This window comes from Bradyrhizobium ottawaense (assembly GCF_900099825.1).
GTDB classification, from domain to species: Bacteria; Pseudomonadota; Alphaproteobacteria; order Rhizobiales; family Xanthobacteraceae; genus Bradyrhizobium; species Bradyrhizobium ottawaense_A.
This window is the reverse complement of sequence record NZ_LT629693.1, coordinates 1,433,062-1,454,775: the sequence shown is the minus strand read 5'-3', so window position 1 is coordinate 1,454,775 and position 21,714 is coordinate 1,433,062. Positions and strand designations below refer to the sequence as shown.

Annotated in this window: 18 protein-coding genes; 11 read left to right on the top strand and 7 right to left on the bottom strand. The window is 63.3% G+C overall.

The features are described from left to right. Positions 1 to 35: 35 nt before the first annotated feature. Genes BLR13_RS06850 through BLR13_RS06840 form a run of 3 tightly spaced genes read left to right on the top strand, consistent with a single transcriptional unit; the run spans position 36 to position 4,079 of the window. Entirely contained in the window at positions 36 to 2,228 is a 2,193-nt protein-coding gene (locus tag BLR13_RS06850) for an amylo-alpha-1,6-glucosidase (RefSeq protein WP_074826101.1), read from the top strand. 43 nt (positions 2,229 to 2,271) lie between these two features. Then, complete coding sequence (locus BLR13_RS06845; protein WP_074826104.1) at positions 2,272 to 2,754, top strand: PRC-barrel domain-containing protein; 483 nt, start codon at positions 2,272 to 2,274, stop codon at positions 2,752 to 2,754. Positions 2,755 to 2,795: 41 nt separating this feature from the next. Continuing rightward, positions 2,796 to 4,079, top strand: a complete 1,284-nt coding sequence (locus BLR13_RS06840; RefSeq protein WP_083387635.1) for an MFS transporter — start codon at positions 2,796 to 2,798, stop codon at positions 4,077 to 4,079. A 43-nt stretch (positions 4,080 to 4,122) separates the two neighbouring features. Here the strand turns inward: BLR13_RS06840 and glgA are convergent, their stop codons facing one another. Then, complete coding sequence (glgA, locus tag BLR13_RS06835) at positions 4,123 to 5,538, bottom strand: glycogen synthase GlgA (protein WP_074826109.1); 1,416 nt, start codon at positions 5,536 to 5,538, stop codon at positions 4,123 to 4,125. Positions 5,539 to 5,730: 192 nt separating this feature from the next. Here glgA and BLR13_RS06830 point away from each other — a divergent pair, with 192 nt between their 5' ends. The 8 genes from BLR13_RS06830 to BLR13_RS06795 all read left to right on the top strand — a co-directional run bounded on the left by BLR13_RS06830 (position 5,731) and on the right by BLR13_RS06795 (position 14,841). Further along, positions 5,731 to 6,936 (top strand): CaiB/BaiF CoA transferase family protein, encoded by a 1,206-nt coding sequence (locus tag BLR13_RS06830; RefSeq protein ID WP_074826112.1) that lies wholly within the window; start codon positions 5,731 to 5,733, stop codon positions 6,934 to 6,936. Positions 6,937 to 7,113: 177 nt separating this feature from the next. Continuing rightward, the gene (locus BLR13_RS06825) at positions 7,114 to 8,655 is read left to right on the top strand and encodes an ABC transporter substrate-binding protein (RefSeq protein WP_074826115.1); all 1,542 of its coding nucleotides are present in this window, start codon (positions 7,114 to 7,116) and stop codon (positions 8,653 to 8,655) included. 6 nt (positions 8,656 to 8,661) lie between these two features. Continuing rightward, positions 8,662 to 9,612, top strand: coding sequence for an ABC transporter permease (locus tag BLR13_RS06820; protein ID WP_074826118.1), 951 nt, complete (start codon positions 8,662 to 8,664; stop codon positions 9,610 to 9,612). Beyond that, positions 9,599 to 10,471, top strand: coding sequence for an ABC transporter permease (locus BLR13_RS06815; RefSeq protein WP_074826121.1), 873 nt, complete (start codon positions 9,599 to 9,601; stop codon positions 10,469 to 10,471). The genes BLR13_RS06820 and BLR13_RS06815 overlap by 14 nt, the downstream gene beginning before the upstream one ends. Beyond that, the gene (locus BLR13_RS06810; protein ID WP_074826125.1) at positions 10,468 to 11,463 is read left to right on the top strand and encodes an ABC transporter ATP-binding protein; all 996 of its coding nucleotides are present in this window, start codon (positions 10,468 to 10,470) and stop codon (positions 11,461 to 11,463) included. The genes BLR13_RS06815 and BLR13_RS06810 overlap by 4 nt, the downstream gene beginning before the upstream one ends. After that, positions 11,460 to 12,431 carry an ABC transporter ATP-binding protein gene (locus tag BLR13_RS06805; RefSeq protein ID WP_074826128.1) on the top strand — a complete coding sequence of 324 codons (972 nt, stop codon included), beginning with the start codon at positions 11,460 to 11,462 and terminating at the stop codon, positions 12,429 to 12,431. Before BLR13_RS06810 ends, BLR13_RS06805 begins: the two co-directional genes overlap by 4 nt. Before the next feature lie 138 nt (positions 12,432 to 12,569). Next, the gene (locus BLR13_RS06800) at positions 12,570 to 13,640 is read left to right on the top strand and encodes an alcohol dehydrogenase (protein WP_074831832.1); all 1,071 of its coding nucleotides are present in this window, start codon (positions 12,570 to 12,572) and stop codon (positions 13,638 to 13,640) included. A 118-nt stretch (positions 13,641 to 13,758) separates the two neighbouring features. After that, positions 13,759 to 14,841 (top strand): isocitrate/isopropylmalate dehydrogenase family protein, encoded by a 1,083-nt coding sequence (locus tag BLR13_RS06795; RefSeq protein WP_074826132.1) that lies wholly within the window; start codon positions 13,759 to 13,761, stop codon positions 14,839 to 14,841. Positions 14,842 to 14,947: 106 nt separating this feature from the next. Here BLR13_RS06795 and BLR13_RS06790 read toward each other — a convergent pair whose 3' ends face one another. The 6 genes from BLR13_RS06790 to BLR13_RS06765 are packed head-to-tail and all read right to left on the bottom strand — an operon-like array spanning position 14,948 to position 21,633. Further along, positions 14,948 to 16,177, bottom strand: a complete 1,230-nt coding sequence (locus tag BLR13_RS06790) for a CaiB/BaiF CoA transferase family protein (RefSeq protein ID WP_074826133.1) — start codon at positions 16,175 to 16,177, stop codon at positions 14,948 to 14,950. Continuing rightward, positions 16,170 to 17,246, bottom strand: coding sequence for an ABC transporter ATP-binding protein (locus BLR13_RS06785; protein ID WP_074826136.1), 1,077 nt, complete (start codon positions 17,244 to 17,246; stop codon positions 16,170 to 16,172). Before BLR13_RS06785 ends, BLR13_RS06790 begins: the two co-directional genes overlap by 8 nt. Continuing rightward, positions 17,246 to 18,985, bottom strand: a complete 1,740-nt coding sequence (locus BLR13_RS06780; RefSeq protein WP_074826139.1) for an ABC transporter permease — start codon at positions 18,983 to 18,985, stop codon at positions 17,246 to 17,248. Before BLR13_RS06780 ends, BLR13_RS06785 begins: the two co-directional genes overlap by 1 nt. Continuing rightward, a complete protein-coding gene (locus tag BLR13_RS06775; RefSeq protein WP_074826141.1) occupies positions 18,986 to 19,819 on the bottom strand; it encodes an enoyl-CoA hydratase in 834 nt (277 codons plus the stop codon). It lies immediately after the preceding gene. Between the two features lie 38 nt (positions 19,820 to 19,857). Further along, on the bottom strand, positions 19,858 to 20,589 hold the full coding sequence (locus BLR13_RS06770; protein WP_197679525.1) for a glutathione S-transferase family protein: 732 nt from the start codon (positions 20,587 to 20,589) through the stop codon (positions 19,858 to 19,860). 30 nt (positions 20,590 to 20,619) lie between these two features. Then, complete coding sequence (locus BLR13_RS06765; RefSeq protein ID WP_197679524.1) at positions 20,620 to 21,633, bottom strand: ABC transporter substrate-binding protein; 1,014 nt, start codon at positions 21,631 to 21,633, stop codon at positions 20,620 to 20,622. Positions 21,634 to 21,714 lie beyond the last annotated feature (81 nt).

Below are 21,714 nucleotides of genomic sequence, written 5' to 3'. Positions count from 1 at the left end.
CCATCGCAACGCCAGCCAAATCGCCTGAGGTTCACATGGCCGAAGTTACGCAACTGACAGTCCGAACGATCGAGCAGATATCGGAATCGCCGTTCTACATTCCGATGACGGGGCCGGCGGCAAGGCCGCGCCGCTCGCTCAAGCATGACGACACCTTCATCGTGCTGGACAGCCATGGCGACATCGGCGCGTCCGCCGGCGGACCCGACGGGCTATTCAACGCCGACACGCGCTATCTCGCCCGGCTGGAAATGGTGCTGGACGATATGCAGCCGTTGCTGCTGGGCTCCAACTTGCGGGACGACAATTCGGCGCTGACCGTCGATCTCACCAATTCGGACGTCTACCGCAACGGCCGGCTGGCGTTGCAGAAGGATACGCTGCACATCGTGCGTTCGATCTTTCTGTGGCGCGGTTCATTTTATCAGCGGATCGGGCTGCAAAATCACGGCGACCTGCCGGCGAGCTTCGACCTGACGCTGTTGTTCGACAACGACTTCGCCGATCTGTTCGAGGTGCGCGGCGAGCGGCGCGAGCGCAGGGGCGTCGGTTCGAGCAAGGTGCTCGGTCCGACCGATGTCGTGTTTGAGTATAAAGGGCTCGACGATCAACCGCGCATCACGGCGCTGCATTTCGATCCGAAGCCGACGCGGCTTGCGATCAACTCGGCGAACTACCATTTCGAGCTGGCTCCTGGGCAGGTGACGTCGCTGTTCATCGCAGTGTCCTGCAACAAGCCGATCATGCAGAAGCCTGCGCCGTTCTTCCGTGGCCTGCTGGCGCATCGCCGCGAGATGCGGAAGTCGACGAAAGGGGCGGCCTGTATCGAGACCTCGAACAGCATCTTCAACGAGGTGTTGTGCCGGGCGATGGCCGATCTCAACATGCTGATGACGGAGACGCCGCAGGGCAGATACCCCTATGCCGGCATTCCCTGGTATTCGACCACGTTCGGCCGCGACGGACTGATCACGGCGTTGCAGATGCTGTGGGTCGATCCGCGCATCGCGCAGGGCGTGCTGCGGCGGCTTGCTTTCTTCCAGGCAAAGGCGACCGATCCGCTCGCCGATGCCGAGCCCGGCAAGATCCTGCACGAGATGCGCGGCGGCGAGATGGCGGCACTGCGCGAGGTGCCGTTCGCGCAATATTATGGCAGCGTCGATTCGACGCCGCTGTTCGTCCTGCTGGCCGGTCTCTATGTCGAACGCACCGCAGATGAACAAACGCTCGTCGAATTGTGGCCCGCGATCGAGGCGGCCCTGCAGTGGATCGACGGCCCCGGCGACCCCGATCGTGACGGCTTCGTCGAATATCGGCGCGCCACGGAGCAGGGGCTTGCCAATCAGGGCTGGAAGGATTCCTTCGACGCCATTTTCCACGCCGATGGACGGCTCGCCGAAGGCTATATCGCCCTGGCGGAGGTCCAGGGATACGTATTCGCCGGGAAGCGGCTGGCGGCACGTTGCGCCCGCCGCCTCGGAAAGATCGATCTCGCAACCCGGCTCGAAACCGAAGCATTGTCGCTTGCCGAACGTTTCGAAGACGCCTTCTGGTGCGAGGAACTCGGCACCTATGCGCTGGCGCTCGATGGCGCCAAGCAGCCGTGCAAGGTCCGGACCTCCAATGCCGGACAACTCCTCTTCACCGGCATCGTCAAGCCGGAGCGCGCCCGACGCGTCGCGGCCGATCTGATGAGCCAGAAGTTCTTTTCGGGATGGGGCATCCGCACCGTGGCGCGCGGCGAAGCCCGGTACAATCCGATGTCATATCACGATGGATCGATCTGGCCGCACGATAACGCACTTATTGCGCTCGGCTTCGCGCGCTACGGCCTGACGCATTCGGTGGCGCATCTGTTCAAGGGCCTGTTCGATGCCGCCAGCTATATGGATCTACGGCGGCTACCCGAATTGTTCTGCGGGTTTCAGCGCGAACGGCGGCGCGGACCGGTGCTCTATCCGGTGGCTTGTGCTCCGCAGGCCTGGGCGAGTGCGACGCCCTTTAGCCTGCTTGAGGCGGCGCTCGGTCTGGAGTTCGATGCCGCGCGTGGCGAGATCCGGCTCCGCAACCCGCGCCTGCCTGAGTTCCTCAATGAAGTGACATTGTGCGACCTGCAGCTTGGCGGCTCGAGCGTCGACCTGCGGGTCCGTCGTCACGGCGAGGAAGTATCGCTCGAAGTGCTGCGAACGCGTGGCGAAATTCAGGTGTCGATCATACTGACCCACTGACGGGTGCACCGCCCGTCGCTTGCTTGGAACTTCAGGAGGCCACATGCGCGCGGGCATTCTTATCATTTCCCTGGCCGTCGGGCTGACGGCGTTCGTCGCCGCCAAGGCTGCTGACGAAACCGCGACGCCACAAGCAAAGCAGGAGCCGCAGGATGTGGCAAAACAGCCCGCGCCTCCGCCCTCCGTCACCGTGATCGGCGCGCGCGATGCGCACGGCATCCTCGGCCGCGAGGTTCGCAGCGCGGCGAACGAGAACATGGGACGTATCGTGGACGTGATCGTGGACCGCGAGGGCACGGTGCGCGCCGCGGTCATCGATTTCGGCGGCTTCCTCGGCGTCGGCAGCCGGAAAATCGTCGTCGACTGGAACGCACTGCGTTTCGGCGGTGTTGCCAGCAAGAGCGACAGCATCACGCTCGAATTGACCAAGGAGCAGGTCAACGCGGCGCCCGAATACAAGGAAGACACGCCGGTCATTGTGCTTGGCGCGGCCGGTCGCTTGCACCCCTGGGATTTTGAACATTAGTGGAGAATAATCTGGCGGGTCTTTCCTCTTCGCTTGACCGGATGGACGACGATCGACGCAAACGATCGGTCGTCGGCAGCGAAGTCGTGCCGCTGGTCCCCGGCCTGCCGCCCGACCCGCGCCCCGCGCCGTCGCGCGCGAGCCAGCGCGGCCTCGACTGGTTCATCTTTTTTCTGGCCGACGTGCAGACCGGCTTCGGACCTTTCGTCGCGGTCTATCTGACCACGCAAAAGTGGACGCAGGTCGAGATCGGCTTCGTGCTTTCGATCGGTGGTATCGTCGGCTTGCTTGGACAGATCCCGGGCGGGGCCATCGTCGACGCCGCCCGTTCCGAGCGGCTGGTGGCCGGTCTTGCGGTGGCGGCGATCGGGTTTAGCGCGCTGGCCTATGCGGTTTGGCCGATTTTCCCGGTCGTGACGGCCGCGGCTACGCTCCATGCGCTGGCGAGTTGCGTGCTCGGTCCGGCGATCGCCGCGATCAGCCTCGGTCTGGTCGGACCGCTGGCGATCGGGGAGCGGCTCGGGCGAAACGCCCGTTATGCATCGCTGGGCAACGGTTCCGCAGCCGCCCTGATGGGGGTGTGCGGCTACCTGTTGTCGAGCCGATCGGTATTTCTCGTCACCTTCGTTCTGGCGATTCCGACGCTGCTGTCGCTGGCGCGAATTCGCGGCAAAGAGATCGACGTGGCGCAGTGCCACGGGGCCTTGGCGCGCGAGGCGCCTGATGTCGCGGCCACCAGCGTATTCCAGTTGCTGCGGCAGCGTCCGCTGCTGATTTTCGCCGGAAGCGTGTTGCTGTTTCAACTGGCGAACGCCGCGATGCTGCCGCTGATGGCGGGCGTGGTGACGACCCGATCGAGCCAATGGGCGCCGGTGCTGATCGCGGCTTGCATCATCGTGCCACAGGCGATCGTGGCGCTGACCTCGCCGTCGGTCGGACGCAAGGCGCAGATCTGGGGAAGGCGGCCGCTGCTGCTGCTGGCCTTCGCCGCGCTGGCGATCCGCGGCCTGCTGTTTGCGACCGTGAGCGATCCCTATTTCTTGGTGCTGGTGCAGGTGTTTGACGGCATCACCGCGGCCGTGCTCAGCGTCATGGTGCCGCTGATCGTGGCGGATGTCGCATTCGGAAGCGGCCACTTCAATCTGGCGCAGGGCGTCGTCGGAACCGCGACCGGCATCGGCGCATCGCTGAGTACCGTACTGGCCGGCTATGCCAGCGACAGGTTCGGCAGCGCCATGGCCTTCACCGGGCTGGCGGCCGTCGCTGCGCTGGGCCTTGCGATGATCTGGCTGTTCATGCCGGAGACGCGGCGGACGCCGGCCTGAAACTGTAGGCTGGCAACGACCGGACCGATTTTCGCTTGCGGCGTTACAGCGACAACGCCTTCCGATAGAGCGCGTTGTAGCAGGCCGCCGAAAGATCCCAGCTGAACGACCGCGCCATCGCGCTGCGCCGCATCGAGTCGAGGCGGTCTTTTGCCTTGAAGGCGTCGAAGGCGCGGCGGACGCCGCCGAGAAAGGATTCCGCCGACGGCTGCGAGAACAGGAATCCGGTTTCGCCGTCCTTGATGGTTTCGGCCAGTCCGCCAGTCTGGTGACCGATCGGCAGCGATCCAAACCGCTGCGCATACATCTGGCTGAGCCCGCAGGGTTCGAACCGCGACGGCATCAGCGTAAAATCGCTGCCGGCGAAAATTCGCCGCGCCTGTCCGTCGTTGAAGCCGATGACGACGCCGATCGCGTCCGGCCGGCGCCGATGGGCGTCGACCAAAGCCTGTTCGATCGCAGGCTCGCCGCTGCCGGTGACGACAATCTGTCCGCCGGCCTCGATGATCTCGTCGGCGGCGGACAAGACAAGGTCGATGCCCTTTTGGTGAACCAGACGGGCGACCAGGCCGAAGATCGGACCGCGCGACAGCGCCAGGCCAAACTGCTTGCGGACGTAGTCTGCATTCGCCTGCTTGCCCTCCCAATCGCCGGGGGCAAATTGCTGGGCCAGTTGCGCGCAGGCGCGGGGATCCCAGCTTTCGTCGATGCCATTCAGGATGCCGGTCAGCTCCGACGCCTCCGAGCGCCGGCGCAGCAGGCCTTCCAGGCCGCAGCCAAGTTCCGGCGTCGTGATCTCCTTGGCATAGGTCGCGCTGACGGTGGTGAGGTGCGAGGCGTAGACGAGGCCGCCCTTGAGAAAGGACATCTTGTCGTAGAATTCGAGCCCGTCGATGTGGAACGAGCTTTCCGGTGCTCCGATCCGGCGCAGCGACTCCCGCGGGAACAGGCCCTGATACGCGAGGTTGTGGATGGTCAGGATCGAGGGAATTCTGGCGTTCTTCCAAGCCAGGTAGGCCGGCGCCAGCGCGGCCTGCCAGTCGTTGGCGTGGACCAGGTCGGCTGCCCAATTCTTGTCCAGCGTGCCCAGCGCAAGCTCTGCCGCCGCCGACGCAAACCGGGCGAAACGGACGTCGTTATCCGGCCAGTCGCGCCCCTGTTCGTCGCCGTACGGATTGCCCGGCCGGTCGTAAAGCTGGGGGCACAGCAGGACGTAGATTGGCAGGCCGTCCCGGGTTGACGCCCGTCCCAGCGAACAGGCCGGCATCTCCGCCAGCGGGGCACATTGCCCAACGATTTCAATGTGGGTGAATTGTTCGACGACGTCCCGGTAGCCGGGAAGCATGATCCGGACGTCGCTCCAGGGACGCAGTGCCCGGGGCAGGGCTGCGGACACTGCAGCCAGGCCGCCGACCCGGACGAAATCATCCATCTCAGTGGTGACGAACAATACCTTCAAGTAACGCCCTCGCGCCCGCCCCTGTACAACTTGATGCAAGAATGGGTCCAATTTTTTATTTGGACTTACAACGCGCTGCAGAGGCCATCCGTTCCTGAGCAGGGGAAACGCTTCCCAGCCGGGGCTGCACAAATTAGGGTCACGCCGAACCAGAAAACCAAGAGCCGTGTGCGGCCAAGGGAGCTTCAGAGAATGACCATATCCGGTACTGATGAGAGGAATTTGACAGGCAGCTTCGCAGGCCTGCGCGTCCTCGATTTTTCGACCACCATTGCCGGACCGCACTGTACCCGGATGCTCGCCGACATGGGAGCCGAGGTCATCAAGATCGAAACCGAGGAAGGCGAGACGATGCGGACCCGGCCGCCGGTTCGCAACAATTGCTCGACCGCCTTTGGCCAGCTCAATGTCGGCAAGAACAGTCTGGTGCTGGATCTGAAATCGCCGAAGGGACTGGAAGCGGTTCGCCGGCTGGTCGCGACCGCGGACGTTCTGGTCGAGAATTTCCGCCCGGGCGTGATGCGGCGGTTGAAGCTCGACTACGGCTCATTGCACGAACTCAACCCGAAACTGATCTATTGCTCGATCTCCGGATATGGCCAGACCGGCCCGTCGGCGGAGTTGCCGGCCTATGCGCCGGTGATTCACGCCGCCTCGGGCTACGAGATGGCGCATCTCGCCTATCAGCCCGGACGGAGCCGGCCGGACTATTGCGGCATCTACCATGCCGACGTCCTTACCGGCGTCTATGCATTCGGCGCCATCTCGGCGGCGCTGTACCAGCGCTCGACCAATCAGAAGGGGCAGCACATCGACGTCTCGATGCTGGAGTCGATGCTGAGCCTGACCTTGAACGAATTGCAGTGGTCGCAATTCGAAGTGAAGGCGACGCAGCGGCCGATGTTCGGCCCGATCGAAACCTCGGACGGCTATGTGATGGTCGCGATCGCCAGCGAGAAAACCTTCCAGAGCCTGATGAAGGTGATCGGTCATCCGGAATGGGTGAACGATCCGCGCTTTGCCAGATATGCCGACCGCCGCGAAAATTGGGGAAGCCTGATGGAGGGCGTGGAGGTGTGGTCGCGCGCGGTGACGACGGAAAAATGCCTCGTCGCACTCAATAATGACGGCGTTCCCTCATCGGCCTATCGCACCGTGGCCGAGGCGTTGCGCGATCCGCAGATCGCCCATCGCGGCGCGCTGGCCGAAGTCGAGGACGGCGGAGGAACCTTCAAGGTCCTCAACCTGCCGTTCCGGATGTCCGGCGCAAAGGTGTCGGCGGCACGGCGGATGTCGACGCTCGGCGAACACACGCTTCGCCTGCTCAAGGAGACCGGACTGTCGGAGGATGAAATCAAGGCTTTTTCCGGCAAGCAACCGGTGGCGGCGCGCGGCTGACCGCACGCGTCGCAAGGCGACCACATTAAAGCCTGCGGCTTTTCATCCGCAGGCTGCGAACGGCCTTGCTCGCGACGGCTTTTCCGGACAATCTCGCCCGATGTCATTGACGATCCGGAACACCGGACGGACGACACGGTGGACGACACAACGAACGACACTTTGGGAGGGAGCTTTATGAAAGCGGCGATCCGTTCGAGCGCGCTTGCGCGAATATTTCTTGTGGCGGGATTTGGTGTGGCAATATCCGTATCGCCAGCCAGCGCCCAGAAATCCGGCGGCAGCATCACCGTCGGCCTCGAACTCGATATCCCCGGTTTCGATCCCCTGAAAGTCGGCGTGTTCGATACCTCGGCGGAAACCGCCGCGGCCGCGATTTTCGACACGCTCGTCGGGCTCGACGACAATGGCAAGCCGGTGCCGAAGCTGGCGTTGTCCTGGACCAGTTCGGATGATTTCAAGACCTGGACCTTCAAGCTGCGCCAGGGCGTCAAATTCCACGATGGCACGCCGTTCAATGCCGAAGCCTTCAAAGCCAATTTCGACCGCCAGAAAGACCCCGCCAATAAATGCCGCTGCGCCTTCTACATCGCAGGCATCAAGGACGTGCAGGCACCCGACGAATACACGGTGGTCTACAATCTGACCGATCCCTCGGTGAATTTCCCGGCGATCCTGACCATTCAAAGCTCCAACAACGTGGTCCAGTCGCCGACAGCCTGGAAAACCAAAGGCGACGACTACAACCGCAATCCCGTCGGCACCGGTCCCTACATTCTGAAGTCATGGACGGCCGGCGACCGCATGGTGCTGGAAAAGAACCCGGACTACTGGAACAAGGGCCATCCCTATCTCGACCGCATCGTCTTGAAGCCGCTGCCGGACGCACAATCGCGTTTCGCCAGCCTGCAATCCGGCGAGGCCGACATTGTCTGGGACGATGAATATGACGCCGACAACATCGCGCGCGCGCAAAAAGATCCCAAGATGAAGGTGCATACCTACGCCGGATCGGGTGCGGCGGTTTACGCCTTCAACACCAAGACGCCGCCGTTCGACGATGTTCGCGTGCGCCAGGCGCTGGTGATGGCGATCGACCGCAAGAAAATGTCGCAGGCGATCACCAACGGTCTGGCGCGGCCGACCACCAATCCCTACGGCGACGGTTCGTGGGTCAAATGCAAGGACGACGGCGCGCTGCCCGAGGACCTCGAAAAGGCCAAGGCGCTGATCAAGGATTACGGCAAGCCGGTCGAATTCAAGATGCTGGTCACCGCGACGCCGCGCGGGCGCAATGTCGGACAGGTGCTGCAGCAGTTCTGGAAGCGGGCCGGCGCCAATATGGAGATCGAGCAGGTCGATCAGGCCACCATCGTGCCGCGCGCCTTCATGCGTCAGTTCCAGCTGACGCCGTGGCGAATTGTCGATCTCGCCGATCCCGATCCGCAGATGTACGCCAACTTCCACACCGGCAGTCCGGTCGCGCTGGCGAATTATTCCAATCCCGAACTCGACAAACTGCTCGAGGACGCGAGGACAAGCCCCGACCAGGCAAAACGCATCGAGGATTATTGCGCGATCAGCCGCCACATCAACAAGGAAGCGATCTGGTTCTGGACCTTCCAGAACACCTATTACGCGATCTCAAATTCGAAGCTGAAGGGCCTGCCGAAGATCTACCACGGTGTGATCGACGTATCCGAAACCTGGCTGGAATAACCTTCCATGCTGCTCTTTGTCGCGCGCCGGCTTTTGTACCTGATACCGGTCCTGATTGCGGTATCGCTGCTGACCTTCTTCATCGCGTCACTGCTGCCGGGCGATCTCGCTTACGTGATCCTCGGCGATCAGGCGACGCCGGAGAAGGTTGCGGCGCTGCGCCATGACATGGGGCTCGATCAACCGATCTGGATCCGCTATTTCGGCTGGCTCGGGAACATCCTGCAGGGCGATTTCGGACGCTCGTTCCGCACCGGGCAGACTGTGCTGCAGGCGGTGACCGAACGGTTTCCGGTATCGTTCGAATTGATGCTCCTGGCCGAGATCATAGGCCTTGCCATCGGCGTTCCCCTGGCGATCGTCTGCGCGGCCCGCAGCGGCGGCGCGTTCGACCGCTTCATGACCGGCAGTGCCTTCGCGATGCTGTCCTTGCCGGCTTTTTTGTCGGCGATCCTGCTGATCTATTTCTTCGCGGTCGAGCTGCGCTGGTTGCCGGCGACCGGGTACGTGCCCTTCGCCGAGGATCCGGCCGCGAATTTGCGCTTCATGGTGTTGCCGGCGCTGACATTGGCGTTGGCAGAATGGCCGGGCATCATGCGCGTGCTGCGCTCGGACATGATCGCAACCCTGCAGGAAGACTATATCGCGCTCGCCAAGGCCAAGGGCCTGAAGGCGTCGCGCATCCTGTTCGTGCATGCACTCAAACCGTCTTCGCTCACGCTGGTGACGATTACCGGGATCAATATCGGCCGGTTGATCGGCGGCACGGTGATCGTTGAAACGATCTTCGCGCTGCCGGGGATCGGCCGGCTGCTGGTCGGCGCGATCTACACCCGCGACCTCATTATCCTGCAGGGCGTGGTGCTGCTGGTGGCCGCCGGTTTCGTGGTCATGAATTTCATTGTCGACCTGCTCTATGCCGTCCTCGATCCCAGGATCCGTCATGGCCACGCTTGAACTCAGCCTCGACGAGAACGTCTCGGCACTGCCGGCCCGGCGCGGGCGCCGGCTGGGGCCGCTGTTCTGGTTTGCGATCGGCTGGATGACCCTGATGTTTGCGGTCGCCATCTTCGCCAATCTGCTGCCGCTGCCGAGCCCGACCGACATGGACATGCTGGAGCGGCGGGCGCCGTTTTCGATGGAGCATTGGCTAGGCACCGACGGCCTCGGCCGCGACGAACTGGCCAGGTTGATTTACGGCGCGCGCATATCGCTGGTCGTCGGCCTCTGCGCGCCGATCATCGGGCTCACCATCGGCGGTGCGCTCGGCATGCTCGCCGGTTACTTCCGCGGCCGGTTCGAGTCGCTGGTGGTCGGCAGCATGGATGTGTTGCTGGCGTTCCCGCCGCTGATCCTGGCGCTCGCGGTGACCGCCTATCTCGGCCAGTCGATCTTCAATCTGACCTGCATCCTCGGCGTGCTCGGCGTTCCCGCCTTCATGCGGGTGGCGCGGGCGTCGACGCTGACGCTGGCGCGGCGCGAGTTCGTTATCGCAGCGCAAGCGCTCGGCGCCACGCACGCGCGCATCCTGCTGCGCGAATTGCTGCCCAACGTGCTGCTGCCGCTGCTCGCTTTCTTCCTGCTCGGCGTCGCCGTCACCATCGTGGTCGAGGGAGCCTTGTCGTTCCTCGGCTTGGGCGTGCCGCCGCCGATATCGAGCTGGGGCAGCATGATCGGGGAGGGGCGCGAAAGCCTCGAAGTGGCGCCACGGCTGGCTTTCCTGCCGGCCATTGCGATGTTCCTGACCGTGCTGTCCTTTAACCTGGTCGGCGACACGCTGCGGGCGCTCACCGATCCCAGGCAGGGCGCGTTGTGAGCGAGGCTCCGCTGCTCTCCGTGGAAGATGTGGCCGTCGAGTTGCCGACGCCGCGCGGCAATCTGCGTGCGGTGGATCATGTCAATCTCACCGTCGGCGCCGGACGGACGCTCGGCGTCGTCGGCGAATCCGGTTGCGGCAAGACCATGCTGTCGCGGGCGATCCTGCAATTGCTGCCGAAGAAAGCAAAACTCACCGGCCGGGTGATGTTCGACGGCCAGGATCTGTTGCAGCTCTCGCCCGAGAAGCTGCGCAAACTGCGCGGCCGCTCGCTGGCGGTGGTGTTCCAGGATCCTATGACCTCGCTCAATCCGGTGCTGACGATCGGCACGCAACTGATCGAAACGCTGCAGGAGCATCTCGAACTGGATCAGGCCGCAGCCACCAAGCGCAGCGTCGAATTGCTGGCGGCCGTCGGTATCCCCGCGCCCGAGCAACGGCTGACGCAATACCCGCATCAGCTCTCCGGCGGCATGCGGCAGCGGGTGGCGATCGCGATCGCGCTGTCCTGCGAACCGAAACTGCTGATCGCCGACGAGCCGACCACCGCGCTCGACGTGACCATCCAGGCGCAGATTCTCGACCTGCTGGCGCGGGAGCAGCGCCGGCGCCACATGGCGATGATCCTGATCACCCATGACCTCGGCGTCGTCGCGGGGCGCACCGACGAAGTCGCTGTGATGTATGCGGGGCGGGTGGTGGAGCGTGCGCCTACGCCCGCATTGTTCAAGAAAATGCGGATGCCCTACACCGAGGCATTGCTCGCGGCGCTTCCCAGGATCGATGCCGCGCCCCATACGCCGCTGCCGGCGATCTCGGGGCGGCCGCCCGATCCGACCCGGCCGCTCAAAGGTTGCTCGTTCTCGCCGCGCTGCCGCTATGCGGTCGCCCGCTGTCACAGCGAAAAACCCGATCTTGCGGAGGCGGAGACGCCCGAGCATCAATACGCCTGCTTCCATCCGATCGAGAACCACGCGGTTTCAGGCGCATGATGCAACAAACCACTCCGCAGGATTCGCTGCTCGAAGTCGACAATCTCGTCGTCGAATATCCCGTCGGCGCCAGGACCGTGCATGCGGTCTCCGGCGTCAGCCTGCAGATCGCCCGCGGCGAAACGCTGGGCCTGGTCGGCGAATCCGGTTGCGGCAAGTCGACGCTCGGCCGTGCGGTGCTGCAGTTGCGCCGGCCGACTTCCGGGAAGGTGTTGTTCGACGGCCAGGACCTCACGGCGATGCAGGGCGATACCTTGCGGCTGATGCGCCGGCGCGTGCAACTGATCTTCCAGGATCCGATCGCCTCGTTGAATCCGCGACGCCGAATCGGCGATATCGTCGCCGAGCCGCTGGTGATTTCAGGCGTCAAGGATCCGGCCAAGCGCAAGCAACTCGTGGACGAAGTTCTCAGCGCCGTCGGCCTCGACCCGGCGCTGGTGGTCGGACGGCTGCCGCACGAATTCTCCGGCGGGCAATGCCAGCGTATCTGCATCGCGCGGGCGCTGGTGCTCAACCCCGAATTTATCATCTGCGACGAACCGGTTTCCGCGCTCGACGTGTCGATTCGCGCCCAGATCCTCAATCTTCTGGAGGAGATGAAGGCGCGCTACGGATTGACGCTGCTGTTCATCGCGCACGATCTGGCGGTCGTGAAGGCGGTCAGCGACCGTGTTGCGGTGATGTATCTCGGCCGTCTCTGCGAAGTCGGTCCGTCCGAGCAGCTGTTCGCCAAACCGGCACATCCCTATACCGCGCTTTTGATCGAAGCGATTCCGGTGCCCGATCCGGATGTCCGTCCGACCGAAACCGTGCCGGTGGGCGAACCGCCATCGCCGATCGCGCCGCCATCCGGCTGCCGTTTCCGCACCCGCTGTCCGCGCGCGGACGCGCGATGCAGCGCCGAGATGCCGGAACTGCGCACTGTCGCGCCCGGCCAGCTCGTGGCTTGCCATCATCCCCTGATCTGAATATCGAAAAACGATCATCCGCAGGTTTGTCTCGCATCGGCAGACGTGGCAATGTCCGCCCTCAAGCAAGCCTTCACGAACAAGAATGCCTTTAAGAACAAGAATGCCTTCAAGAACAAGACTTACGGGAGAGAAGCGATGAAGAGTTTCCAGGTCGCCGAGTTCAATGCCCCCCTGAAAGAGGTGGACCAGCCGACGCCGCAGCCCACCGGCACGCAGGTGCTGATCAAGGTCAAGGCCGCCGGCGTGTGCCACAGCGACCTTCACATCTGGGAAGGCGGCTACGATCTCGGCCACGGCCGCAAGCCGCTGTCGCTGAAGGACCGCGGCGTGTCGCTGCCGCGCACGATGGGACACGAGACGGTCGGCGAGATCCTGGCGTTCGGACCTGATGTCAAGGAATCCGACAAAGGCGGGCTCAAGGCCGGCGACATCGCGCTGGCCTATCCATGGCTCGGCTGTGGCAAGTGCGAGACCTGTCTTGCTGGCGACGAGAACATGTGCGCCGTCAAGCCGAATTCGCTCGGCGTCTATTGCGACGGCGGCTACGCCGATCACATGACCGTGCCGCATCCGAAATACCTGTTGAACCTGAAGGGGCTCGATCCGGTCACGGCAGCGCCTTATGCCTGCTCCGGCGTCACCACTTTTAGCGCGATCAAGAAGGTTGAGTTTGCCTTGAACTCGCCGATCGTGATTTTCGGCGCCGGCGGGCTCGGCCTGATGGCGTTGTCGCTGTTGAAAGCGATGGGCGGCAAGGGCGCCATCGTCGTCGATATCGACGCCCGCAAGCGTGAGGCGGCGGAGGCCGCCGGCGCGCTCGCCACCGTCGACGGCAAGGCGCCTGATGCGCTGGAGCAGCTCATGAAGAAAGCCGGCGGCCCGATCCGCGCGGTGATCGATCTGGTCGGCAACGCCGCCACCACGCAGCTCGGCTTCGACTGTCTCGCCAAGGGCGGCAAGCTCGTGATCGTCGGCCTGTTCGGCGGCGGCGCGACCTGGGCGTTGCCGCTGATCCCGATCAAGGCGATCACGATCCAGGGCAGCTATGTCGGTAATCTGCGCGAGACCCAGGAATTGCTCGATCTGGTGCGTACCAAGAAGATTGCGCCGATACCGGTAACGACGATGCCGCTTGCGAAAGCCAATGAAGCGCTGAACGATCTGCACAAGGGCAAGTTGGTAGGACGCGCGGTGCTGACGCCGTAGCAGACTGTCATTCCGGGATGGTGCGTAGCACCAGACCCGGAATCTCGAGATTCCGGGTTCGATGCTTCGCATCGCCCCGGAATGACGAAATTAATTCCCTTTTTCCTGAGGTAAGTTCATGTCCGCAAACAACGCACTTCACATCGCCGTCCTCGGCGGCGACGGCATCGGCCCGGAAGTGATGGCCCCCGCGCTGGAAGTCCTGCGCAAGATCGAGGCGACGACGGACCTGAAGTTCCGCTTCACCGACGCGCCCGCCGGCGCCAACAATTATCTGGCGACCGGCAAGTCGATGCCGGACAGCACGGTGAAGCTGTGCGACGAGGCGGATGCTATTCTGCTTGGCGCCTGCGGCCTGCCGTCGGTGCGCTACCCCGACAACACCGAGATCATGCCGCAGGTCGAGCTGCGCTTTCATTTCGATCTCTATGCCGGCGTGCGCCCTGCGCGGCTGATTCCGGGGGTGCCGAGCCCGATCGTCGGCGCCGACCAGCGCGGCATCGATCTCGTCGTGATCCGCGAGTCCACTGAAGGCCTGTTCGCCTCGATGGGCAAGGGCGTGGTCACCGATACCGAGGCGCGCGAGACCCTCGTCATCACGCGAAAAACCTCGGAACGGCTGTTCGAGTTCTCGTTTCGGCTGGCCGAACGCCGCAAGGCGCGCGGGCGAGCCAATGGCGGGCTGACCTGCGTCGACAAGGCGAACGTGTTCAAGGCGTTCGCGTTCTTCCGCGAGATGTTCGACGACGCGGCCAGGCGCCATCCCGACGTCAAGGCCGACCGGCTCTATGTCGACGCCTGCTCGGCGCTGCTGGTCAAGCGTCCCTGGGATTTCGACGTCATGGTGATGGAGAACATGTTCGGCGACATCCTCTCCGACATGACCGCCGGTCTGATCGGCGGCATGGGCATGGCGCCGTCGGCCGATATCGGCGATCGCCACGCCGTGTTCCAGCCGTGCCACGGTACCGCGCCCGATATCATGGGGCAGGGCAAAGCCAATCCGACCGGCATGATCCTGTCGGTGGCGATGATGCTGGATTGGCTGGCCGACAAGCACGGCCTCGAAAGCGCCGCGGAAGCCGGCGAACGCATCGAGCGCGCCGTCGACAAGGCCTATGCCGACGGCATCAAGCCGATGGAATTCGGCGGCAGCAACGGCACCAACGACATCGCCAAGGCCGTGCTGGCGGCGCTATAGAAGCCAGTCCAGCCAAAATATCGAAAACAACCCCATGCAAAGTAGCTTCGCGCTGCCTCGGTGAGCGCAAGGCGCTCATCCGGAGGTAATGGGATAGGCACCGTAATCAAATCGCCTTCGCCGCCTTCAGTCTCTCGATGCCTTCGGCGTCATAGCCGAGCGAGCGCAACACCTCATCATTGTGCTCGCCGAGATCAGGGGTGGCGGATCGCAAGTTGCGATCGAAGCCGGTGATCTCGCAGGGCTGCGCGATCAGGTCGAGTTCGCCGAGGCGCGGATGGGTGACGGATCGCTTGATCCGCAACCGCTCGACCTGCGGGTCGGCGAAGACGTCCTTGACGTTATAGACCGGGCCGCAGGGAAGACCCTCGGCGACCATGATCTCGAACCATTCGCGGCTGGACCGCGTGCGCAAGGCAGTGGTGATCAACTCGTTCAGCGCTTCCCGGTTTCGCGAGCGCAAGCCCGACGAAGCAAAGCGCGGATCAGCGATCATCTTTTCCCGGCCGATCAGCTTGCAGAATTTTGCAAAGTTCTTGTTGCCGGTGGCGGAGAGGTTGAGAAAACCGTCGGCGGTCGGGAACAGTCCCATCGGCGTGTTGGTCGGATGGTGGTTGCCTTCCTGCGGCGGCACCTTCTTGTCCATGGTCCAACGCGTCGCCTGAAAATCCATCAGCGTGATGCCGGCCTCCAGCAGCGAGGTCTGGACCCAGCGGCCTATGCCCGAAACCTCGCGGTCGAGCAGCGCAATGAGAACGCCCTGCGCCAGGAACGCGCCGGCCATGATGTCGGTGACGGCGACGCCGACGCGCAGCGGGCCATGGCCCGGAAATCCCGTCACCGACATGATGCCGGTCATGCCCTGCGCGATCTGGTCGATCGAGGGCCGCTCGGTATAGGGGCCGTACTGGCCAAAGCCGGAAATGCTGCCATAGACGATTCTCGGGTTGCGCTTCCTGACCGATTCGAAGTCGACGCCGAGGCGCTTGGCGACGCTGGGGCGCATGTTCTCGACGATGACGTCGGCCTGCTCGGCGAGCCGCATGAAGACCTCGCGGCCTTCGTCGGTCTTCAGGTTCAGCGTGATGGCGCGCTTGTTGCGGTGCAGGTTCTGGAAGTCCGAGCCGTCGCGGCGGCCGACGACTTCGCTGGCCTCACCGGCTTCCGGCGGCGGTTCGACGCGGATCACGTCGGCGCCCCAGTCGGCGAGCGTACGGACGCAGGACGGGCCGGCGCGCGCCAGCGTCAGGTCGAGTACCTTGAACCGCGACAGCGGCAACCGGGAGGATTGGTCCTGCGGCGCGGCGTGTTCGGCTTTATCGACGGGCTTATGCATGTTGATCGTCCTGGATCGGGATGATGTGCGACGGGTTGATCTCCAGCCAGACTTTCTGGCCGACAGTGAAGACGCTGACGGGCGGCGACATCACCCGCAGCTTGAGATCGCCGGTTTCGGTGCGGAAGGCGTAGTCCCAGCTCTCGCCCAGAAAAGCGCGCTCGATAATGCTGCCGGGCAGGATGACACAATCTCCGTCAGGGCAGGCGGCATGCAATGCGAGGTTCTGCGAGCGCAGCGAGAATTCGCTTGTATGGATTGGCCCGCTGGTGCCGAGCCTTGAGGAGGCGACCTCAAAACCGTTGAAGGCGACGCTGGAGCCGTTCGGCTTGCCGTCGAGAATGTTGGAGCGCCCGATGAACTCGGCGACGTAGCGCGTCTTCGGCCTTGTATAAAGCGTCAGGGGATCATCGATCTGCTCGATGCGGCCCCTGTTCATGACGGCAATGCGATCCGACGTCGTCATCGCCTCCGACTGGTCGTGGGTGACATAGATCGAGGTGATGCCGAATTCATTGTGCAGGCGGCGGATCTCGCTGCGCATCTCCTCGCGCAGGTTGGCGTCGAGGTTCGACAAGGGTTCGTCGAGCAGCAGGATTTCCGGCTTCACCACCAGCGCTCGCGCCAGCGATACCCGCTGCTGCTGGCCGCCGGAAAGTTCGTTGGGATAGCGCGCCGCGAGGTGGCCAAGCTGCACCACGTCGAGGATCTGCCCGACCCGGCGTCTGGCCTCGTCCTTGGCTACCTTGCGCATCTTGAGGCCGAAGGCGACGTTCTGCTCGACCGTCATGTTTGGCCACAGCGCGTAGCTCTGAAAAATCATCGACATCCGCCGCTTCTCCGGCGGCAACGAAGAGGTTGCCGACGACATCTGCCGGCCGTCCATCTCCACGGTGCCTGCGGTGGGCGTGACGAAGCCTGCGATCATCCGCAGCGTCGTGGTCTTGCCGCAGCCGGACGGTCCCAGCAGCGAGACGAATTCGCCCGCGCGAAGCGTCAGATTGAGATCGCCGACGACGACGAGATCAGCAAACTTCTTGGTCAGGCCCTTGAGCTGCAACTTGTCCATCAGTTTCGCCTCAGCATGAAGTCCCGGCCGAGAACGGCTGCGCCGATCAAGGTCACGATTCCGGTGACGGCGAGCAGCAGGACGGAAATCGCGGAAAGCATTTCATATGACCCCTGTTCGCTCAGCTCCAGCGTCAGCACCGAGACGACGCGGGTTTGCGGCCCGGACAGGAACATCGCGGTCGATAGTTCGCGCGTGCCGATGATGAAGATCAGCAGCCAGCTTCCGAACAGCGATTTCTTCAGGATCGGCACCACCACGAGCCAGAGCGCGCGGGCCTGGTTGCCGCCGGCGATTCGCACGGCCTCTTCCAGTTCGGGATGCAGGCCCTGAATGGCGGAATTGGAATTGGTAAAGGCGATCGGGAGGAACCGGGTGACAAAGGCGATCACCACCAGCGCGCCGAGGCCGTAGAGCGCGAACGGCGGCGGCGCGTAGGCTGCGTAGAAGCAGATCGCGAGCACGATGCCGGGTACCGCAAACGGCGCCAGTGTGATGCTGGCCAACAGGTGGGAGTAGGGCAGCAGCTTGCGCTGCGAGATGTAGGCGACGGCGAAGCCCAGGAAGGTGCAGATGGTCGCGGTGATGATGGCGTATTGAAAGGTGTTGAACAGCGCCTGCCGCACTGTCAGCTGGTCGAACAGCACCTCACGGAAATTATGGAAGGTAAAGTTAGTGGCCGACATCGGCAGCGCCCAGGCCTTGCTGAACGCGGTCTGCAGGATGATGAACAGCGGCATGAACACCGACAGGCCCGCGATCGCCATCGCATAGGCAAACAACCCCCAGCGGAAGGCGCCGAGCGCCATCGGCTCGCGGTGGCCGCCTTTGCCGCCGACGGTGACATAGCTCTTGCGCGCCAGGAGGCGGCGCTGCACCCACAACAGCGCAATGGTGATGCCAACCATCGGCATCGAGAACGCCGCGGCGACTTCGACCCGGACGGGATTTTCGAAAAACGCCGCGAGCTGCGTCGTCACGACATTGAAGCCGGCGGGGATCGCGATCAGCGCCGGCGTGCCGTAGAGGCCGAGCACTTCGAGAAATACCAGGAAGACCGAGCCGAGGATCGCCGGCAGCGCCAGCGGCAGGGTGACGCGAAAGGTGGTCTGCGCCGGACCGGCGCCGAGGATCGCGGCGGCTTCCTCCATCTCGGTCGAGATCAGATCGAGCGCGGACTTGGTGAAGACGTAGATCAGCGGAAACGAATAGAGCGCGGTGACCAGCGCCAGGCCCCAGAAGGTGAAGATATTGAACGGGCCCGATGGCGCGCCGGTTATCGCCATCCACGCCTTGTTGATCCAGCCGGCATTGGGGCCGCCGAGCAATATCCAGCCGATCGCGCCGACGAACGGCGGGATCAGGAACGAGGCCAGCACCATCACATGCACGAAGCCGCGACCGGGCATGTCGGTGCGCGAGACGCCCCAGGCGAGCGGCACCGCGATGATGCTGGCGAACAACGCTGCGACCGCCCCGAGCTCCATCGAGTTGATCAGCGCCTGAACGTAGCGCGGCCGCCCGAAGGCGGTGACGTAATTGGCGAAAGTAAAACTGTGATCGCGGGCGTTGGTGAAACTGTCCTTGACCAGCTGGAACAGCGGATTGGCGACCAGGAACACCAGAACGGCCGCCAGCAGCAGCGCTACCAGCGTCGTCGGGTTGAAGGCGTTGCGGAGCGCTGCGGCAACTTTCGTTGCGGCAGTGCTGCGATCACCCTCTATTCCCAGTACAGCCATTTACCGACCGGTGAACTTCGGCTTGCGCTTTTCCATGAAAGCCTGGCGGCCTTCGCGGAAGTCTGCCGAGTCCATGCAGTCGGTGCCGACCTGCTTGATTGCGTTCATGTCGCGCTTGTCGGGATCCTTCATCACCTGCGCGATGGTGATCTTGGCGGCCTTGATGGCGAGCGGCGCGTTGCCGGAGATCGTGCGCGCGATCTCCATGGTCGCATCCCACAGTCCGGCATCGGGTGAAACGCGATCGACGAGACCGATCCGCAACGCCTCCGCGGAATCGATCTTCATACCCGTATACATGATCAGCCGCGCCCATGACGGTCCGACCAGCGAGACCAGGTGGCGCAGTCCGTCATAGCCGTAGGCGATACCGAGCTTGGCGGCGGGAATACCGAACTGGCTGTTGTCGCTGGCGATGCGGATATCGGCCGCCATCGCAACCTGCATGCCGCCGCCGAGGCAGAAACCTCTGATGCAGGCGATGATCGGCTTCGGGTAATTCGCCAGCAATGCGCGCTGGGCTTCGCTCTTTTTTGAGTATTCTTCCGACGCTGCCGCATTGTGGCGGACTTTTTCGAACTGGCTGATATCGGCGCCCGAGACGAAGGCCTTGTCGCCGGCCCCGACCATGATCACGACACGGACATCATCGTTGTCGCGCAGCTCGATCAGCGCGCTGCCGAGCCCTTCCCACATATCCAGCGACATCGCGTTGCGTTTCGCGGGATTGTTGAAGGTGATGACACCGACGCCGTCAGTGACGCTCTGGAGAATCTTGCCGTCGGCATAGGATTTTTCGTTGTTCTTTTCGTTGTTCTTGGGAACGTCAAGCATGGGTGCTGCTTTCGGGTGCTGAGGATGTAATCTGCGGTTCAAACGGTGGTGATGAAGGGATCGAATTTCGCACGTGCGAAGGCCGGCCTGGCCTGTATTTTAGTCCACCATTCGTTGACGCGGGGATGTTTCTTAGGCTCGACCTCATCGGGCGCGATCTCCTCATCCAGCCGCTTCACGAACGGCACCGCGGCGATGTCGGCGATCGAATAGTTCTTGCCGACCATCCAGCCGGACGGCTTCAGCGCTTCCTCCATCTTGTCCAGCAGTTGCGCGACCAGTTTGGCTCGCGCGGTGTCGCGCTCTTCCTCGGTGTAGGGCTTTCGCGCCACCCGCAGCCAGGCTTCCTGGCGTTCCTTGCTCGGAATGTTCTTCAGCTTCTCGGCCAGTTCCGCATCGGTCCATTGCGAGGCGGTCTTCTGCAGGTGGTGACGCCAGTTGAAGATGATGAGATTGCCGATCAGGGAGTCGATATGCCGGATCCAGTTGCGCATCTCGGCGCGCTGGTAGGGCGTATCCGGCCGCAGCGGCGGATCGGGATATGTCTCGTCGAGATACTCGCAGATCGTGCCGCTCTCGTGCAGCGGCTGGCCGTCGTGGATCATGGTCGGGATCACGCCGAGCGGATTGATCTTCAGATATTCCGGCGAATGATGCTCCATATTCGCCATATCAACGACATGGCCCTCATAGGCGAGGCCCTTTTCCTCGAGGCACAGCCGGACGCGGCGCGACGCGCTCGAACGCCAGCCGTGATGAAGAACGATCATGGGATACTCCGTGAAATCTTGGGAGGGCACTCAGACGCCGAAGGTGTCGCGCCACTTTTCGGTGAGTTCGGGAATGCCCTTGATGATTTCGGCAATCGTCGGGCGGATGGTCTTCAATTCATCGAGCTTCTTGAAGCCGGCGGGCAGCACGGTGTCGCGCCGCAAGGGTATGCCGAACTCCTCGATATCCTCGGCCGCGGTGTCGCTGGAATAGAGGAATTCCATGAACAGCTTTGCGGCGTTCGAATACTTGCTGTTCTTCAGGATCGCCGAACCCGAGATCATCAGCACCGAGCCCTCCTCGGGATAGGATACCGCGATCGGGTTGCCCTGCGCGGCATTGCGCAGCACCAGCGCGGACGGGCTGGCGCCGATGCTGCGCTCGCCCGAGACCTGCACGGTTACCGTGTCGATGATGGAGCGGCCGACATGCGGCTTCAGCGCCGCCAGTTGCTCGAAATAATCCCAGCCGTAGAGTTTGTTCATCTGCACCACCCAGGTGCCGACGAAGCCGGAAAATCCGGGATGGCCGACCACCGACTGGCCCTTCCATTTGGGATCGATGAACTCTTTCCAGCTTTTCGGCGCCTGTTCCGGCTTCACCTTGTTGGTGTTGTAGGCGAGCCCCACCGTGGTCGCGTTGACGATCTGGTAGGCGTCATCGGGGTCGACGCCGTGAAAGCGGCTGTCGATCTGGTCCATCGACCGCATCTTGTACGGCATCAGGACGCCGCGATCCTTCAAGGCCACGAACTGCCCCATGTCTGTCGTGGAGAACACGTCGCAATTGGCGGCGTTGGCCTGAAGGTCCTGGCTCAGCCGCTGATAGGCGACCTGCGCCGTCGATCGCACCACATTCACCTTCACGCCGGGGAAAGCCTTGCTGAAGATCGCGCCATGCTTCTCGGAACGGTCCGACGGCCAGTACACGCTGTACCAGGTCAGTTCGCCTTCCTGCTTGGCCTTGGCGTAGAGCTCGGCGATGTAGTCGGCCTGCGCGGAGGCGGGCCGCAACCCCATCAGCGCAGCGGCTGTTCCGGTCAAAAAGCTTCTTCGGTCGATCGGCATTGGCGTTCCCTGCGCGCGACGCTCTCGGGCGTCTTCGGAAGCCATTTCAGCATTGAT

Excerpts from the sequence above, each read along its gene's own strand:
- BLR13_RS06790 (WP_074826133.1), bottom strand. The coding sequence starts at position 16,177 with ATGCATAAGCCCGTCGATAAAGCCGAACACGCCGCGCCGCAGGACCAA.
- BLR13_RS06845 (WP_074826104.1), top strand. The coding sequence starts at position 2,272 with ATGCGCGCGGGCATTCTTATCATTTCCCTGGCCGTCGGGCTGACGGCG.
- BLR13_RS06770 (WP_197679525.1), bottom strand. The coding sequence starts at position 20,589 with ATGATCGTTCTTCATCACGGCTGGCGTTCGAGCGCGTCGCGCCGCGTC.
- BLR13_RS06775 (WP_074826141.1), bottom strand. The coding sequence starts at position 19,819 with ATGCTTGACGTTCCCAAGAACAACGAAAAGAACAACGAAAAATCCTAT.
- BLR13_RS06830 (WP_074826112.1), top strand. The coding sequence starts at position 5,731 with ATGACCATATCCGGTACTGATGAGAGGAATTTGACAGGCAGCTTCGCA.
- BLR13_RS06840 (WP_083387635.1), top strand. The coding sequence starts at position 2,796 with ATGGACGACGATCGACGCAAACGATCGGTCGTCGGCAGCGAAGTCGTG.
- BLR13_RS06820 (WP_074826118.1), top strand. The coding sequence starts at position 8,662 with ATGCTGCTCTTTGTCGCGCGCCGGCTTTTGTACCTGATACCGGTCCTG.
- BLR13_RS06815 (WP_074826121.1), top strand. The coding sequence starts at position 9,599 with ATGGCCACGCTTGAACTCAGCCTCGACGAGAACGTCTCGGCACTGCCG.
- BLR13_RS06805 (WP_074826128.1), top strand. The coding sequence starts at position 11,460 with ATGATGCAACAAACCACTCCGCAGGATTCGCTGCTCGAAGTCGACAAT.
- BLR13_RS06800 (WP_074831832.1), top strand. The coding sequence starts at position 12,570 with ATGAAGAGTTTCCAGGTCGCCGAGTTCAATGCCCCCCTGAAAGAGGTG.
- BLR13_RS06785 (WP_074826136.1), bottom strand. The coding sequence starts at position 17,246 with ATGGACAAGTTGCAGCTCAAGGGCCTGACCAAGAAGTTTGCTGATCTC.
- BLR13_RS06850 (WP_074826101.1), top strand. The coding sequence starts at position 36 with ATGGCCGAAGTTACGCAACTGACAGTCCGAACGATCGAGCAGATATCG.
- BLR13_RS06825 (WP_074826115.1), top strand. The coding sequence starts at position 7,114 with ATGAAAGCGGCGATCCGTTCGAGCGCGCTTGCGCGAATATTTCTTGTG.
- BLR13_RS06795 (WP_074826132.1), top strand. The coding sequence starts at position 13,759 with ATGTCCGCAAACAACGCACTTCACATCGCCGTCCTCGGCGGCGACGGC.
- BLR13_RS06780 (WP_074826139.1), bottom strand. The coding sequence starts at position 18,985 with ATGGCTGTACTGGGAATAGAGGGTGATCGCAGCACTGCCGCAACGAAA.